Raw genomic sequence first — 16050 nt, forward strand, 5'->3', positions numbered from 1 at the left:
CTCGGTCATCACTGCTCACGCCCTCGGAAGCAGGGGACATATGCCCGAATGCGGCTGTTTTGTCCTCTTTGAAAAGCTTGCTCGGGCGACTTCACGGCGGTGTCCGCCGACTGTCACAGCCGCGTCACAGGGCACGTCCGCAGGCGCGCCACAGAGTTCGGCACGCGGCTGGACTGCTCAAGCCACGGGGGCCTTCGTTCCTGGAATACCGTGTCGCCATGATGCGCGCCGGTAGCCCCCAGGCCGATCAACCGGACAGGCCTGCGGCTTCGGGCCGGCGCCTGGCCCCGCTTCTCGCGGTCTGCGCGGGCTACTTCATGGTCATCCTGGACGTGACCGTCATCAACGTCGCCGTTCCGGTGGTGGGACGGGAGCTCTCCGCCTCGCTCACCGGGATCCAGTGGATCACGAACGGCTACACCCTGATCTTCGCCGGCCTGCTGCTCACCGGCGGCGCGCTGGGCGACCGGCTGGGCAACCGCCGGATCTTCTGCACAGGGGTGGTGGTGTTCACTGCCGCCTCGGCCGGTTGCGGACTGGCCGGGAGCACCGGGACGCTGGTCGCCGCCCGGCTGTTGGAAGGGCTCGGCGCGGCACTGATCGTGCCCGGCTCCCTCGCCCTGCTCCAGCAGGCGTATCCCTCACCCGCCGAGCGCTCCCGGGCCTTCGGCCTGTGGGGCTCCATGGCAGGCATCGCCGCCTCCGCCGGCCCCCTCCTGGGCGGCCTCCTGGTCACCACCGTGGGCTGGCGCTGGGTGTTCTTCATCAACCTGCCCATCGGATGCGCCTGCCTGTTGCTGACGCTGCGCCGCGTGCCCGCTTCGGCCCGGCGCACGGACCGCCCCGTGGACTGGCCGGCCCAGTGCGCGCTCGTCGCCATGGTGGCTCTGCTCGTCGCCGTCCTCAACGAGGCCGGACGACGTGGCTGGGCGGACCCACTGATCCTCACCGGGGCCGGTCTGTGCCTGCTGGCAGCCGCCGCGTTCGTTCTGCGCGAGCGCCTGGCCCGCACCCCCGTACTTCCCCTGCAGCTGCTGCGCTCCCGTCCGATGAGCGGGGGAGCGGCCATCGGCCTGCTGTTCAACTTCGCCTTCTACGGCATGATCTTCACCGCCAGCCTGTACTTCCAGCACCAGCGAGACCTGACCGCGCTGCGCACCGGGATCGCCCTCTTCCCGGCGGTGGCCATGACCACGTTCGCCTCCGTCCTGTCCGGGCGACTGGCACGGCGCACCGGACACCGCCCGCTCGTGGTCACCGGCATGCTCCTGGGAGCGGCTGGCCTGGCCGGCTGGGCCGCGGCTGGGCCGGACCCGGACTACCTCCTGATCGTGGCGCCGATGATGGCGGCAGGCTTCGGCACGTCCTTCGCCCTCACCGGGACAACCGCCGGCGTGATGTCGGCCGCCCCGGACGAGTACTCCGGCACCGCCTCCGCCCTGTTCAACACCACCCGCCAGATCGGCAGCGCCGCAGGCGTCGCGCTGGGAGGCTCCCTGCTGGCGGCCACGGCAGGCTTCACCACCGGGCTGCGGACCAGCATGGCCATCGGCGCGGCCGCGTACCTGACGGCCGCCGCCCTCGCGTTCTTCTGCATCCCGCCGAAGGCACCCCGCCATGTCGCCGACTGAAGGCCTGCCCACCGGTCGCCGACGCTCCGGGGCACCACCGCACACGAAACGAGCGTCACCGTCCCTTGTTCTCCTGGCCTCGCCGGTCAGGACGGCGGCCGCAGCGGCCGGGTGTGGGGGCTGGTCCGCTGGATCGAGGCGTCCCGGTGGTCATGGCCGCGCGCGACGCGTACGACGCGGCGAAGGCGCGAAGCTGACGCGGGCAGCCTCCCTGCCTCGCCGGTCCTGCGGTCCGCCGGTCCTCCGGCAGGGCCGTCAAAGCGGCCGTCCACGCAGAAGCCCCCGACCAGGCCGGGGGAGCGCTGATCGGGGGCGGTTGGGGTGCGGATACCGGTGATGGTGGTCGCCTCTCGGCGAAAGGCTCCATGAGGCTTCAGCCGAACGATCTTCCTCATGGGCAATAGGTGAGGCCCGGGGACACAGTCCCACCGCCGGCACCCGCATGTAGTTGAACTAGCAACCGTGCCGGATTGTTCCCCGCGCTCGGGCTGATCCCCATCCAGCCGTCCGCGTCACGGCGTGCACCGCACACATCCCGGCATTTGGCGATTCCGCGATGTCGGCCACGCCCACCGCCGTACGGTGGATGCCCGCCGGGACCAGGGCGGGGCTGGGGGGACGATCGGGATGACGCGGACTGCACGGCGCACTCTCGTACAGGTCGTGGTGGTGGCGTCCACGCTGCTCGCGTTCACCGCATGGTGGATGTACGGCCGGGACCAGCCGGCGCCGGTTCGTGGCGGGAGCCCGGCCGCGGCACCGTCGTCCGGCCAGCGAGAACGTGATGCCCGGCAGCGCGACGCCCAGGACGTGGCCCGGATGCTGGCAGCCCTCCCCCACGACCCTGGCGCCGCCGTCCCGTCGTCCAGCACCGTGGGCCCCGACGCCCGCCGGGCGGTACCGGCGGATGCGACCGTGCGTGCGGCGGCGGACAGCTGGCGGCCGGACGGCTTCGGCGGCGGCGTCATCACGGCAACGGTGACGCGCGGCGGCGCGCGAACCATCTACGCCGTCGTCGTCGTGCACGAGCCGGGCGGATGGAAAGTGGCCGCCACCATCCCGGTGAAGGACGGGGCGTCCTGACATGGCCGACCCGATCGCGGCGCTCGCGCGACGCGGCGTACTCGCCGCCCTGGTGACCGCCCTGCTCCTCTGTCTGCTGCCGGGCCACGCCCCGATGACGCAGGCCGCCGGACGGGTCGCCGATCCCGCGCGAGTGCGCTGCCCGTCCCTCGCGTACGCCAGGTCGCTTGCCGGGGACAAGAACCCCGACGGGTCGCACGTACGGTCCCGGCTCGACGCGCGCGGCAGGTACGTGCCGGTTGTCATGATCCACGGCTGGACGGGCCGGTCCGCCCACACCGACAAGCGCGACGGCGCCTTCTCGCACCTGATCGACCTCACCACCGTCGCAGGGGGCAAGGCCGACGTGAAGCGCTCCCTGATCGGCCAGTTACAGCGCATCCCGGGCGCCGCCGTCTACACGTTCGACTACCACGAGTACTCCGGCCGCTGGGTGGACGACCGGCAGCTGGGCCCCGCGTTCGGCGAGGCCCTCGACTGCCTGTTCCGCGCGAGCGGCGAGAAGGCCGTCGTGGTCGGGCACTCCATGGGCGGTCTGGTGGCCCGCTGGGCGCTCACCCACCGCGCGAAGGACGGCCGCGACCGGACGGACGAGGTCAGCACGGTTGTCACCTTCGGCACGCCGGAAGAAGGCTCACTGGCGGCGGACTTGCTCGCCGGGGCCACCGGCTCACCCGCCTTCGCGGTGCTCCGCACCCTGCTCGCCTTCTGTGGCGAGGCCACCTCCCGGCAGTTGACCACAGGCTCGCTCTGCGACGTGCTGCCGGACGGCGTCGCCTCGTTCGACTCGACGGCGGGCCGCGCGCTGCGGGCGGGCTCCGCCGACCTGCGAGCGCTGAAGCCGTTCCCTCGTTCCGTACACCTCGCGGCGCTCGCCGGTGACACTCACATGATGACGGACGGGATCGGCTGGTTCGGCCTGCGGCCGTGGGGCAACGTCGACGTGCCGATGGGCGACATGATCGTGAGCCGTGGCTCGGCGCTCGCCGCCGCGGACGAGGAGCAGGCCGCCCGCTGCTCGTACGAACTCAACGCGGTCCGCAGCTCGGGTGATTCCCTCGCGCTGCGGCTGAACCTGGTGGCGTCCTCCGACGTGCCACGGCCGATCTGGGAAGTGGGGGCCATGCCCTGCTTCCACAGCAGCCTCATGCGGACGATCCAACTCACCAATACCGCCACTGGAGTCATCAGCGAGGACATCACTGGCCGGAGCCTGCTGGACCTTCACACCGTGGACTGGCGCAACGCCGAGATCCCCGGCGGACTGTGCCGCTCACCGGGCCCCATCCGGCTCCGCAACGGCGTGGCGGTGAACGTCCCCTCGGATTTCGACGGACCCGAGGACAACTTCCCGCAGGACGTGTACGCCTTCACGGACAAGGTGGTCCACGGAGACCTGACAGGTGACGGCCGCGACGAAGCGGCCCTGCCCGTCATGTGTGCGAACCACGACTCCACGGCCGCCGGGCAGACCGCGATGGGCGTCATGGTCTTCGACGGCCTCGGCGGGCGGCCGAAGCTCATCGGGACGCTGACCAGCCAGCAGGAACGGCTGGGTGAGCCGCCCAACTTCATCGAGGTCCGCCGGATCGGGCGCGGCCGCATCGTGGCCGACGAGACGTTCTACGGGTCGGCGGACGCCAACTGCTGCCCCTCGGGCCGGGCGACGGACATATGGAGTTACGCGGACGGAAAGCTGACGCCGAAGGGCAGCACGGTGACTGTCGAGCCCACCAGGGAGCGGACCTGAAGTGCGTGTCCGGGCCGGCCGTCAGCATCGACGGACGCGGCACCTGTGGCGGCAGGCTCTCATGGCCGGGCCCGGGCGGGCCGGGCGGGAGACCGGAGTGCCCTGCCGGGCATCCGTCAGGTGTGGTAGAGCGCCTCCACCTCAGCGGTGTACGCCTTCTCGATGGCCCTGCGCTTAAGCTTCAGGGACGGCGTCAGCAGCCCGTGCTCCTCGCTGAACTGGTGCGCCAATATCCGGAATGTGCGGATCGACTCGGCCTGCGACACCAGGGTGTTCGCGGCCACCACCGCCCGCCGGACCTCCGTCTCCAGCTCCCGGTCCCTGACCAGCTCGGCGGGTTCCATGGGTGACTTGCCGCGCATCGCCAGCCAGTGCGCGACGCCTTCCGGGTCCAGCGTCACCAGCGCCGCGATATACGGCCGGTCGTTGCCCACGACGATGCACTGGGCCACCAGCGGATGCGCCCGGACCCGCTCCTCCAGCCCCACCGGCGAGACGCTCTTGCCCCCGGACGTCACCAGGATCTCCTTCTTCCGCCCGGTGATCGTGAGATAGCCGTCCTCGTCGAGGCTGCCGAGGTCCCCGGTGGCCAGCCAGCCGTCGTGCAGCACCGCGTCCGTGGCCTTGGGGTCGTTCAGATAGCCCGAGAAGACATGGCCGCCGCGCAGCCACACCTCCCCGTCGTCCGCGATGTGCACGGAGGTGCCGGGGATCGGCTTGCCCACCGTCCCGTACCGGGTCTGTTCGGGCGGGTTGGCGGTGGCGGCCGCACTGGACTCCGTCAGGCCGTACCCCTCGAAGACCGTGACTCCCGCACCCTCGAAGAACAGCCCGAGCCGGCGGTTCATCGCCGAGCCGCCGGACATGGCATGGCGCACCCGCCCGCCCATGGCGTCGCGGACCTTGCCGTACACGAGCTTCTCGAAGAGCTGATGCTGCATCCGCAACGCGGCCGACGGGCCCGGTCCGGTGCCGAACGCCTTGTGCTCCTGCGCCTCCGCGTACCGCACGGCCACCTCGACGGCCTTGTCGAAGGGTCCGGACTTGCCCGCCGCCTCCGCCTTCCGGCGCGCCGCGTTGAAGACCTTCTCGAAGATGTACGGGACGGCCAGGATGAACGTCGGCCGGAACGCCGCCAGATCGGGCAGCAGCGCAGCCGCCGCCAGCACCGGCTGGTGGCCCATTTTGACCCGGCCGCGGATGGCCGCGATCTCGACCATCCGCCCGAAGACGTGGGCGAGCGGCAGAAAGAGCAACGTGGCGGCCTGGTCGCCCGGCTTGGAGTGGAACACCGGCTCCCAGCGCTTGATCAGGGTGTCCGCCTCGAACATGAAGTTGGCGTGGGTGATCACGCAGCCCTTGGGGCGGCCCATGGTCCCGGAGGTGTAGATCACGGTGGCGATCGAGTCCGGGGTGACCGCCCTGCGGTGCCGGTGCACCACGTCGTCGTCGATGTCCGCGCCCGCCTCGGTCAGCTCGGCCACCGCGCCGGCGTCCAGCTGCCACAGCCTGCGCAGCCGGGGCAGCCGGTCCACGACCGAGCCGATGGTCATGGCGTGGTCCTCGTGCTCGACCACGCAGGCGGTGACCTCCGCGTCGTACAGCATCCAGAAGACTTGATCGGCCGATGACGTCGGATAGACCGGCACGGGCTGCGCGCCGACGGACCACAGAGCGAAGTCGAAGAGCGTCCACTCGTAACGGGTGCGCGACATGATCGCCACGCGGTCGCCGAACCGTACGCCGTGGGCGAGCAGCCCCTTGGCGACGGCCAGCACCTCGTCCCTGAACTGCGCGGAGGTGACGTCCTGCCAGTTCCCTTGCTCGTCCTTCCGCCCCAACGCGACCCGGTCCGGGTCCAGCCGGGCATGGTCGAAGACGGCGTCGGCCAGCCCGCCGGCCGGTGGCGCCGTCGCCACGGGTGGGGCAGTGAACTCGCGCAAGACTTGCTCCTTGTGGCGCTCCGCACAGCGCCGGTGACGGTACCCCACGGCGTGGCCCGGCGGGAGAGCCTCGCAGCGGCGCGTGCGAGGGACATTCGCACAGGTCAGCCGTCTAAGTGCGGTCGCACGTGCGGTCGATGGAGCAAGTTCCTGACCGGAGAGTAAGCAAGGCGCGGCCGAATCTCCACCGAATCTGTACGACGTGGTCACGCCCGCTCTACGGCCGGCCCCTGTCCGCGATGCAGCCGGTCGCCGCCCGCCAGGATCGCCGCCGCCAGCGCGTCCGCCGCCCCTTGTGCCGCCGCGTCCCTGCTGCCGTGCAGCAGGACGAACTCCACCTCGCCCAGCTCCGGCAGTCCCACCCGGTCCGGGACGCGGACCAGCCCGGGCGGGATCAGCCCCCGCGTATGGGCCATCACGCCAAGGCCGGCGCGGGCCGCCGCGATCAGCCCGCTGAGGCTGCCGCTCGTGCACGCGATGCGCCAGGTGCGGCCGTGCCGCTCCAGCACGTCCAGCGCGCGAGCCCGGGTGATGCCCGGCGGTGGGAAGACGATCAGCGGCAGCGGACGGTCGGGATCGAGGCGCAGCCCCGGCGCGCCGATCCACACCATGCGGTCGCGCCAGACCAGGCGCCCCCGTTCGTCCCGCGGGTGGCGCCGCTTGGCGAGAACCAGATCCAGACGGCCCTCCGCGAGCCGCTCGTGCAATGTGCCCGAGAGCTCGACGGTGAGCTCGAGGTCGACCTCGGGATGGTCGTGGCGGAAGGCGGTGAGGATCTCCGGGAGCCGGGTGAGGACGAAGTCCTCCGAGGCGCCGAACCGCAGCCGGCCGCGCAGCCGGGTCCCGGTGAAGAACGCGGCGGCCCGGTCGTTCGCCGCCAGGATCGTGCGGGCGAACCCGAGCATCGCCTCGCCGTCCTCGGTCAGCTCCACGCTGTGGGTGTCGCGGCTGAAGAGCTGCCGCCCGGTGGCGGCCTCCAGACGGCGGACGTGCTGGCTCACCGTCGACTGGCGCAGCCCGAGACGACGCGCGGCCTGGGTGAAGCTGAGCGTCTGGGCCACCGTGAGGAACGTACGCAGTTGTGCCGGGTCGTACATGCCTCAAGGCTAGCCCGGTCATAGCGATACGTGATGACAGTCAGAACGGTGTACGGGATTCCCGATCACGAGGAGGAGGAGGACGATGGGGAGCGCGTGATCCGGACCCGGTCCGCACACGATCCGGACCCACCCTTCCGCCCCCCGCCCCGCCCCGCTTTGCGGCCCGAGAGCAAGTGAGCACATGTCCCGCCTGAAGCCGCCGTCCAGGCTGCCGATCGACCCGTACATCCTGGCCCTGCTCGGCACCGTGGCCCTGGCGGCTCTGCTGCCCGCCCGCGGCAGCGCCGCCGAAGTCGCGGGAGGCGCCTCCACCGGCGCGGTCGCCCTGCTGTTCTTCCTCTACGGCGCACGGCTCTCCACCCGCGAGGCCCTCGACGGGCTGCGGCACTGGCGGCTTCATCTGACCGTGCTCGCCTGTACATTCGCGGTCTTCCCGCTGCTCGGGCTCGCGGCGCACGGCCTCGTCCCGTACGTGCTGACGCCGGAGCTGTACAGCGGTTTCCTCTTCCTCTGCCTGGTCCCCTCCACCATCCAGTCCTCGATCGCCTTCACCTCGATCGCCCGCGGCAACGTCCCGGCGGCCATCTGCGCCGGCTCCTTCTCCAGCCTCGCCGGGATCCTGGTGACTCCGCTTCTCGCGGCTCTGCTGATCGGCGGCAGCGCGGGAGGTTTCTCGGCGGACTCGCTGCTGAGGATCGTGCTCCAGCTGCTGGCGCCGTTCGTCGCGGGCCGGCTGCTGCGCGGCCTGGTCGCCGGCTTCCTGGTCCGCCACAAGAAGGTCCTCGGCCACGTCGACCGCGGGTCGATCCTGCTCGTCGTGTACACCGCTTTCAGCGCCGGCGTGGTGCAGGGAATCTGGCACCAGGTGAGCGTGGTCCGGCTCGGCGCGCTCCTCGGCGCAGAGGCGGTACTGCTCGGGGCGATGCTGGCCATCAGCTGGTACGGCGCGAAGCGGCTCGGCTTCGGCCGGGCGGACCGGGTCGCGATCCAGTTCGCCGGGTCGAAGAAGAGCCTTGCGGCCGGACTGCCCATGGCGAGTGTGCTGTTCGGGGCACAGGCGGGCCTCGCGGTGCTGCCGCTGATGCTGTTCCACCAGATGCAGTTGATGGTGTGCGCGGTGATCGCGAAGCGCCGCTCGGGCGACGCGGCGGCGGCGGATACCGCGGAACCGGCGGCCACGGAGCGGCAGCCGGTCAGCGTCTGAACCAGCCGCGGCAGCCGTTCGGTATCCGAACCAGCCAGGCCGGCCCCCGGTCTTGAAGGCAGACCGGGGCAGCGCGTGCCCGGGCAGGCTCTATTTCCGCCGTGGCGACGCGAGCACGTACCGGATGCCGGACCGCCGGTCCAGGTGCACGGACGCCTGCCATCCCGCCGCCTCCAGCGCGGCTGCGAACTCCGCCAGGCGCGGGCCGTCCACCCGGACCGCCTCCGGCTGGGCGGTGCTGCCCACCCGGTAGCCCGTGCCGACCCCTGCCTCCAGAGCGAGCGCCGCCGCCTGGACCAGATGGCCACGCTCCCAGTCGCACGGCCGGTCGACGGCCCGGGCCGGGTTGGTCAGGCGCCGCATCTCCAGCAGTCCCGCCCACGCGCTGCGTACCTCTCGCAGCCGCGCGGGGTCTTGGGACTCCACGGACTCGGTGTCGGTCCGGGCGGCGAACGCACCGGACGTCGCCGCCGTCTGCGGCGCCGGCGAATGCGCGGCCAGGGCAACCAGTTGCTCACGCAGGCGCCGTCCCGCCGGAGTGAGGAAGTGCCGGTGCGGCGGCCGTGGATGGCGGACCGCCAGGCCTCGCGCCACAAGCGCCGCCAGTACGGGGCCCGGGCCGTCGAGCAGCCCGCTGTCCGCCCCGGCTCGGCTGAGCACCCGGCGTTGTTCGGCGGTCGGTTCCCCGGTCACGCTTCCGACCGTACCGTCACCCCCTGACAAGATCGTGGGGTGACGAACACCTTCATACGGTCCTTCAGGCAGCGCCCCTGCACCGTCGTGGTGTGCCGCGGCTGCTGCTGCGGCGATCGCCGCAAGCACCCCGGCACTGACCACGCAGGCCAGTTGGCGCGGATGCGGGCGGCCGCGGCCGGCTCGGGCGGGCGGTTCGCCGTCCGTACGAGCGACTGCCTCGGCCCGTGCGGACAGGCCAATGTCGTCGTGGTCCAGCCGTCCTCGGCGGGTCGCCAGAAGGGCGGCCGGGGCGTCTGGGTCGGCTGGGCGCTCGACGACGACAGCACGGACGACATTCTGGCCTGGGCCACGGCCGGCGGACCCGGCGAGTCGGAACCGCCGCTCACGTTGACGCTCCAGGTGATCCCGGCGCCTTCCGGGGCGCGCCGCCGGGGCGGACGTCGGTGACCGCGCGGTCTCGCGGGCTCGCCCGGGCGCCGGCCCCGGAGCCTTGGGCCGGCGCCGGCGCCGGCGCCGTGGGGGCGTTGTCGGCGGGGGTGGCCAGAGGTTAGATTCTCCGGAGGCCATACCGACCAGTCGGTAACCCCAGTCGAGGAGTAGCCCGCATGAGCCGTATCAACCAGCAAGTCCGTCTGGCCGCACGTCCGGTGGGGCTGCCCCGGCCCACGGACTGGGAGCGGACCGAGGAGCCGGTCGGCGAGCCGGCCGAGGGTGAGCTGCTGGTGCAGGTCCTCCAGCTCTCGCTCGACCCCGCGATGCGCGGGTGGATGAACGAGGGCAAGTCGTACATTCCGCCGGTGAAGATCGGCGAGGTGATGCGCGCCGGAGCGGTCGGGCGCGTCATCGAGTCCCGCCACCCCGATTTCGCCGAGGGCGACCACGTCTCGGGCGCGTTCGGAGTCCAGGAGTACTGCGTCTCGGACGGGCGCGGCGTGATCAAGGTCGACGCGGCGCTGGCACCCCTGCCCGTCTACCTCGGGACCCTCGGCATGACCGGCATGACGGCCTACTTCGGCCTGCTCGACATCGGCCGCCCCGAGGCCGGCCAGACGGTCGTGGTGTCCGGCGCCGCCGGCGCCGTCGGCAGCATAGTGGGCCAGATAGCCAAGCTGAAGGGCTGCCGGGTCATCGGCATCGCCGGCGGCGAGCGCAAGTGCCGCATGCTGGTGGAGGAGTTCGGCTTCGACGCCGCCATCGACTACCGGTCCGACGACGTGAAGAAGTCGCTGCGCGAGCTGGCGCCCGACGGCGTGGACGTCTACTTCGACAACGTCGGCGGCGACATTCTCGACGCGGTGCTGACCCGGCTGGCGCGCGGGGCCCGCATCGTCATCTGCGGCGCCATCTCCCAGTACAACAGCGTGGAGCCGGTCAAGGGACCGGCCAACTACATGTCCCTGCTGGTGAACCGTGCCTCCATGACCGGCATGGTGGTCTTCGACTACGCCGACCGGTACGGCGACGCCGTGACCGAGCTGGCGGGGTGGCTGGCGGAGGGGAAACTGCGGTCGCTGGAGGACGTCGTCGACGGCGGGGTCGACTCCTTCCACGACACGCTGCTGCGGCTGTTCAGCGGCGAGAACCACGGAAAGCTCGTCCTCCGCATCGCCGGCGAGTGACCGCAGGGCACCCGACGGCCCGGGCCCGGCCGGCGCAGGGGGCGCTCCCCGCCGGCCGGTACCCGGCCCCCGTGCAGCGGGCGGCGCCGGTCAGCCCTGAGCGGCCGCAGCCGCCAGGGCGATACGGTGCTCGCCCGCGTACACGTTCATGGACGCGCCGCGCAGGAACCCCACCAGCGTGAGGCCCGTCTCGGCGGCGAGGTCGACGGCGAGGGAGGACGGGGCGGAGACGGCGGCCAGCACCGGGATGCCCGCCATCACCGCCTTCTGGGCGAGTTCGAACGAAGCCCGTCCGGACACCAGCAGCACCGACCGCGACAGCGGCAGCCGGGAGTCCTGGAGAGCCCGGCCGACGACCTTGTCGACGGCGTTGTGCCGGCCCACGTCCTCCCGGACGTCGAGCAGCTCGCCCTCCGGGGAGAACAGCGCGGCCGCGTGGAGCCCCCCGGTCCGGTCGAAAACCCGCTGTGCCGCCCGCAGACGGTCGGGGAGGGCGGCCAGCAGAGCGGGCTCCAGTCGGACCGGGGGAGTGTCGTCGACCGGGAACCGGGCGACGGTGCGTACGGCGTCGAGGCTCGCCTTGCCGCACAGGCCGCACGACGAGGTCGTGTAGACGTTGCGCTCCAGTGTGATGTCCGGGACTTCGACGCCCGGAGCGAGCTGTACGTCCACCACGTTGTACGTGTTCGAGCCGTCCGCCGTGGCGCCCGCGCAGTACACGATGGACTGCAGCTCCTCCGCGGCCCCGAGCACGCCCTCGCTCACCAGGAATCCGGCGGCGAGGGCGAAGTCGTCGCCCGGTGTACGCATCGTGATGGCGAGCGGTTTGCCGTTCAGCCTGATCTCGAGCGGCTCCTCGGCGACGAGGGTGTCGGGCCGGGTGGAGACGGCCCCGTCCCTGATGCGGATGACGCGGCGGCGCTCGGTGACCCGTCCCATGATGATCAGCCCCAGTCGTTTCGTCTCAACGCTGCTGTACGTGCTGGAAGCCGAAGCGGCCCTTGATGCACAGGTTGCCGTGGGTCACCGGGTTGTCGTGCGGCGATGTGACCTTGACGATCTCATTCTCCTGCACGTGGAGGGTGAGGTTGCAGATTGCCGAGCAGCTTGATCCAGATGTCGTTGCGGAGGTCCGGTTCCACCGGGCACTTGAGCCCGCCGGCCCGCATCGCCTCGCTGAAGTCGAGGCAGCGGCGGGAGACGGACAGGTCCGGTTCGCCGATGGAGAAGCGGGTGCCCTCCAAGTGCCGTACGACGCCCGGGCCTTCGATCTCGGTCGCCGCGTAGACCACGCAGTCGATGGCGCGCTCCGGCGGAGGGTGGCGCTGACGCGGCCCGCCGGGTCGACGCTCTCGATGCGCCGGCCGGCGTACGGGCCGGACAGGCCGTGGAAGTACCACCAGGGGATGCCGTTGTTCTGCGCGGCGATCACCGCCGTACCGGTGTGCAGCAGAGGGTGCACCAAGGGGCCTGATGCCGCATAGGAGTTGGCTTTCAGGCCGAGGAACACGTAGTCCACCGGGCCGACTTCGGACGGGTCGTCGGTGGCGGCGGGCCGCGCGGTGAAGTCGCCGCGCGGGCTGAGCACCCGTACGCCGTCGCGGCGCATGGCCGCGAGGTGCGGGCCGCGGGCGATGAGGTGGACTTCGGCGCCGGCGCGGTGCAGCGCGGCTCCGACGTACGCGCCGATCGCACCGGCGCCGACAACTGCGACTTTCACGTGGCTCTCCGTTCGGTGGAGCGACCGAGCGAGGCGGGAGCGGACAGGTTGCCAATGAGTCGACAGAATATTGTCTACAGTATGCCTTTGAGTGGGTCAAGGGTCGGCACGGCTGGTCACGCGCAGTCGCCGACCTTGGGGAAGCTCCAAAGTCCGGGGTGTGATTCCTGTCGGGTCACTTGCCGTCGTACCGGTTGGTAGCAGCCAAGACTGGGTGGTCCTGACTTCCTATGAGAGGGAATCCCGCTTATGACCGGCTCACGCGTGGTCGCGCTCGGGCATTACCAGCCCGCCAAGGTGCTCACCAACGACGACCTGGCGGCACTGGTGGACACCAGTGACGAGTGGATCCGCAGCCGTGTCGGGATCCGGACCCGGCATGTGGCGGGCCCGGACGAGCCGGTCGACGAGCTGGCCGCGCACGCCGGCGCCAAGGCGCTGGCCGCCGCAGGCGTCACCCCCGGTGACATCGACCTGGTCCTGGTCGCCACCTCCACCGCGATCGACCGCTCCCCGAACATGGCCGCGCGCGTGGCGGCCCGGCTCGGCATGGGCTCGCCCGCGGCGATGGACATCAACGTGGTGTGCTCCGGCTTCACGCACGCCCTGGCCACCGCCGACCACGCCGTACGGGCCGGTTCGGCCGTCCGGGCCCTGGTGATCGGCGCCGACAAGATGGCCGACATCACCGACTGGTCCGACCGCACCACCTGCGTGCTCGTGGGCGACGGCGCCGGCGCGGCCGTCGTCGAGGCGAGCGAGGAGGCGGGGATCGGCCCCGTGCTGTGGGGTTCGGTGCCCGAGATGGGGCACGCCGTACGCATCGAGGGCACGCCGCCGCGTTTCGCGCAGGAGGGGCAGTCCGTCTACCGCTGGGCGACCACGCAGTTGCCGCCCATCGCCCGGAAGGTGTGCGAGCGCGCCGGCGTCGCGCCGGAGGAGCTCGCCGCGGTCGTCCTGCACCAGGCCAATCTGCGGATCATCGAGCCCGTGGCCCAGAAGATCGGCGCGGTCAACGCCGTGATCGCCCGCGATGTCGTCGACTCCGGCAACACCTCGGCCGCGTCCATCCCGATGGCTCTGTCCAAGCTGATCGAGCGCGGCGAGGTCGAGTCGGGTGCGCCGGTGCTGCTCTTCGGCTTCGGCGGGAACCTGTCGTACGCGGGACAGGTGATCCGCTGCCCCTGAGCGCCTTGGGCGCGTATCGTCCTCGGTAGACTGTAGACGATAGCCAATTCTGCCGAGTTGGCTTCTCCGAGCCGACGAGGGGGACCGCGATGTTGTCCGCAGGACTGCCGCAGGGTGCCGTGCCGAAGCTGGAGCGGCCGGGCCCGCTGCGTGAGCGCGTGTACGAAGCCCTGCTGGAGCTCATCACCACCCGCGCGCTTCACCCCGGCCAGCACCTGGTCGAAAGTGAACTCGCCGGGCACCTCGGTGTCTCCCGGCAGCCGGTGCGCGAAGCGCTCCAGCGGCTGAACACCGAGGGCTGGGTCGACCTGCGCCCCGCCCAGGGCGCGTTCGTCCACGAGCCGACCGAGGCGGAGGCCGATCAACTGCTCTCCGTCCGTACGCTCCTGGAGGCCGAGGCCGCCCGGCTGGCCGCCGCCAATTCCGCCAAGGCCGGCATCGACGCGCTGGAGGCGCTGTGCGCCAAGGGCGAGCGGGCGGTCGCCGAGGACGATGTGGATCTGGCGGTGGCGACGAACGCCGAGTTCCACGCCAAAGTCATGGAGCTGGCGGGCAACGCCGTACTCGCCGAGCTCGCCGCCCAGGTCGACCGGCGCGTCCGCTGGTACTACACGCCCGTCGCCCGGCAGCGCGGAAAGCAGTCCTGGATCGAGCACCGTGAGCTGATCGCCGCGATCTCCGCACGCGACGAACAGCGCGCCACGGAGGTCATGCGGGCCCACACCGAGCACACTCGCACGACATACCACCGGCGCGCCCAGGCCTGAATCCGCACCGGGTCCCCGCGCGGCAGTGACTCGGGCCTGGTCAGAGGAAGGGCCCGGCCCCATGGCATTCGGATCGATATGATGCCATTTGTGATCACGTCCGGACGGCGCCGGAGTCGTCGTCCTCCCTACGGCGGGCGGTGGCAGGCTGCCCGCCTGTCACCGCTGATCCTTACCGTCCTCATCGCCGGCCTGGCCTTCTCCACTCCCAGGGAGATCGCCTTCAGCCGCCTCCTGCCCGCCGCACCCGCCCTCGCCGCCGCGATGTGGCCCGTGATCCCCACCATCGTGCTGGGGATGTTCTGCCTGCTTGTCATGATCAGCCTGAGCTTCTTCTACACCGACCTGGGGACGCCGTACACGGCGGCCGCGATCGTCGCGGTCACCTTGGCGGCCGCATACGCGAGCCATGTCCGACTCCAGCGGGAGGAGATGCTCTTCCACGTCCGGCTCGTCGCCGACGCAGCCCAGCAGGTGCTGTTACGCCCGCTGCCGCGCCGCATCCAGGACGTCGAGATCGAGTCGCTGTATCTGGCGGCCCAGGAGCAGGCCCGGATCGGCGGCGACTTCTACGAGGCGGCCGACACGCCGCACGGGGTACGGCTGCTCATCGGCGATGTGCGCGGCAAGGGTCTGCCCGCGGTGGGGGCGGCCTCGGCGGTGATCAGCTGCTTCAGGGAGGCCGCGTACGACGAGCCGGACCTGAGGGGCATCGTCCGTCGCCTGGAGACCAGCATCACCCGCTACAGCGCCGGATTGCCCGGCCAGGACCTGCCGGAGCGGTTTGCCACCGCCATTCTCGCGGAGATCCCGCACGGCAGCGGTCACGTCAGACTCCTCAACTGCGGGCACCCCCCGCCGCTGCTCGTGCACCACGGGGAGACCCGTGTCCTGGAGCCCACCATCCCTTCGCCGCCCCTCAACCTCGCGACGCTCATCGGAGACCGCTACTGCGTCGACGCCGTGGCCTTCGCCCCGGGCGACCAACTGCTGCTCTACACCGACGGCGTAACGGAGACCCGGGACCGCGCCGGCGAGTTCTTCCCGCTGCCGGAGTGGATGCGGCGGCAAGGCCCGGCGCGGCCCCGGGAGCTGCTCGACCGGCTTCACCGGGACCTGCTCCACTACAGCGGCGGAAGGCTCGAGGACGACATCGCGGCCCTCGCCGTACGGTGCCCGGACCCCCACACCCAGGAGCCCCCCACGTAGGGGGCGGCATCGTCCCCCGCGGGCCCGTAGGAGAGAGCTTTGTCCTCGGTGTGGAGAAAGTCGTCTCGAATCCATGCGCAACTTCTTCCCACCCTGGCAAAGCGCTGCTACGTTCCACTCGAAAGCCGACGGAGACAGCC

Annotated in this window: 14 protein-coding genes and 2 pseudogenes; 9 read left to right on the plus strand and 7 right to left on the minus strand. The window is 71.4% G+C overall.

The features are described 5' to 3' along the window. The first annotated feature begins 221 nt into the window (after nucleotides 1-221). Entirely contained in the window at nucleotides 222-1631 is a 1410-nt protein-coding gene (locus AB0M62_RS16095; protein ID WP_366074957.1) for an MFS transporter, read from the plus strand. Nucleotides 1632-1717: 86 nt separating this feature from the next. On the opposite strand, the gene AB0M62_RS16100 is transcribed toward AB0M62_RS16095, so the two are convergent. Next, complete coding sequence (locus AB0M62_RS16100; protein WP_366074815.1) at nucleotides 1718-2026, minus strand: hypothetical protein; 309 nt, start codon at nucleotides 2024-2026, stop codon at nucleotides 1718-1720. 232 nt (nucleotides 2027-2258) lie between these two features. Here AB0M62_RS16100 and AB0M62_RS16105 point away from each other — a divergent pair, with 232 nt between their 5' ends. Both AB0M62_RS16105 and AB0M62_RS16110 read left to right on the plus strand, forming a co-directional pair. Next, entirely contained in the window at nucleotides 2259-2714 is a 456-nt protein-coding gene (locus tag AB0M62_RS16105) for a hypothetical protein (protein ID WP_366074816.1), read from the plus strand. A gap of 1 nt (nucleotide 2715) precedes the next feature. Next, entirely contained in the window at nucleotides 2716-4464 is a 1749-nt protein-coding gene (locus AB0M62_RS16110; protein ID WP_366074817.1) for a hypothetical protein, read from the plus strand. A 116-nt stretch (nucleotides 4465-4580) separates the two neighbouring features. On the opposite strand, the gene AB0M62_RS16115 is transcribed toward AB0M62_RS16110, so the two are convergent. Then, complete coding sequence (locus tag AB0M62_RS16115; RefSeq protein WP_366074818.1) at nucleotides 4581-6407, minus strand: AMP-binding protein; 1827 nt, start codon at nucleotides 6405-6407, stop codon at nucleotides 4581-4583. Between the two features lie 206 nt (nucleotides 6408-6613). Then, entirely contained in the window at nucleotides 6614-7504 is an 891-nt protein-coding gene (locus tag AB0M62_RS16120) for a LysR substrate-binding domain-containing protein (protein ID WP_366074819.1), read from the minus strand. A gap of 184 nt (nucleotides 7505-7688) precedes the next feature. Here AB0M62_RS16120 and AB0M62_RS16125 point away from each other — a divergent pair, with 184 nt between their 5' ends. Then, the gene (locus AB0M62_RS16125) at nucleotides 7689-8711 is read left to right on the plus strand and encodes a bile acid:sodium symporter family protein (RefSeq protein ID WP_366074820.1); all 1023 of its coding nucleotides are present in this window, start codon (nucleotides 7689-7691) and stop codon (nucleotides 8709-8711) included. Nucleotides 8712-8801: 90 nt separating this feature from the next. On the opposite strand, the gene AB0M62_RS16130 is transcribed toward AB0M62_RS16125, so the two are convergent. Continuing rightward, the gene (locus AB0M62_RS16130) at nucleotides 8802-9404 is read right to left on the minus strand and encodes a hypothetical protein (RefSeq protein ID WP_366074821.1); all 603 of its coding nucleotides are present in this window, start codon (nucleotides 9402-9404) and stop codon (nucleotides 8802-8804) included. A 39-nt stretch (nucleotides 9405-9443) separates the two neighbouring features. Between AB0M62_RS16130 and AB0M62_RS16135 the strand changes: the two genes are divergently transcribed. Both AB0M62_RS16135 and AB0M62_RS16140 read left to right on the plus strand, forming a co-directional pair. Continuing rightward, a complete protein-coding gene (locus AB0M62_RS16135; protein WP_366074822.1) occupies nucleotides 9444-9854 on the plus strand; it encodes a (2Fe-2S) ferredoxin domain-containing protein in 411 nt (136 codons plus the stop codon). Between the two features lie 158 nt (nucleotides 9855-10012). Beyond that, nucleotides 10013-11026, plus strand: coding sequence for an NADP-dependent oxidoreductase (locus AB0M62_RS16140; protein WP_366074823.1), 1014 nt, complete (start codon nucleotides 10013-10015; stop codon nucleotides 11024-11026). Between the two features lie 90 nt (nucleotides 11027-11116). Here AB0M62_RS16140 and fdhD read toward each other — a convergent pair whose 3' ends face one another. The 3 genes and pseudogenes from fdhD to AB0M62_RS16155 all read right to left on the minus strand — a co-directional run. Then, entirely contained in the window at nucleotides 11117-11965 is an 849-nt protein-coding gene (gene fdhD / locus AB0M62_RS16145) for a formate dehydrogenase accessory sulfurtransferase FdhD (RefSeq protein WP_366074824.1), read from the minus strand. Nucleotides 11966-11990: 25 nt separating this feature from the next. Next, nucleotides 11991-12119 (minus strand): annotated as a pseudogene (locus tag AB0M62_RS16150) (Fe-S-binding domain-containing protein); the annotation flags it as partial. Then, nucleotides 12118-12746 (minus strand): annotated as a pseudogene (locus AB0M62_RS16155) (2-dehydropantoate 2-reductase); the annotation flags it as partial. The pseudogenes AB0M62_RS16150 and AB0M62_RS16155, both read right to left, overlap by 2 nt. A gap of 249 nt (nucleotides 12747-12995) precedes the next feature. Between AB0M62_RS16155 and AB0M62_RS16160 the strand changes: the two are divergent. The 3 genes from AB0M62_RS16160 (at nucleotide 12996) to AB0M62_RS16170 (ending at nucleotide 15910) form a co-directional block, all read left to right on the plus strand. Next, nucleotides 12996-13934: a beta-ketoacyl-ACP synthase III gene (locus AB0M62_RS16160; protein WP_366074825.1), complete on the plus strand. Its 939-nt coding sequence runs from the start codon at nucleotides 12996-12998 to the stop codon at nucleotides 13932-13934. Between the two features lie 89 nt (nucleotides 13935-14023). Further along, on the plus strand, nucleotides 14024-14701 hold the full coding sequence (locus AB0M62_RS16165; RefSeq protein WP_366074826.1) for a GntR family transcriptional regulator: 678 nt from the start codon (nucleotides 14024-14026) through the stop codon (nucleotides 14699-14701). A gap of 90 nt (nucleotides 14702-14791) precedes the next feature. Beyond that, complete coding sequence (locus AB0M62_RS16170; RefSeq protein ID WP_366074827.1) at nucleotides 14792-15910, plus strand: PP2C family protein-serine/threonine phosphatase; 1119 nt, start codon at nucleotides 14792-14794, stop codon at nucleotides 15908-15910. The last annotated feature ends 140 nt before the right edge of the window (nucleotides 15911-16050 follow it).

This window comes from Streptomyces sp. NPDC051219 (assembly GCF_040682335.1).
Classification (GTDB): domain Bacteria; phylum Actinomycetota; class Actinomycetes; order Streptomycetales; family Streptomycetaceae; genus Streptomyces.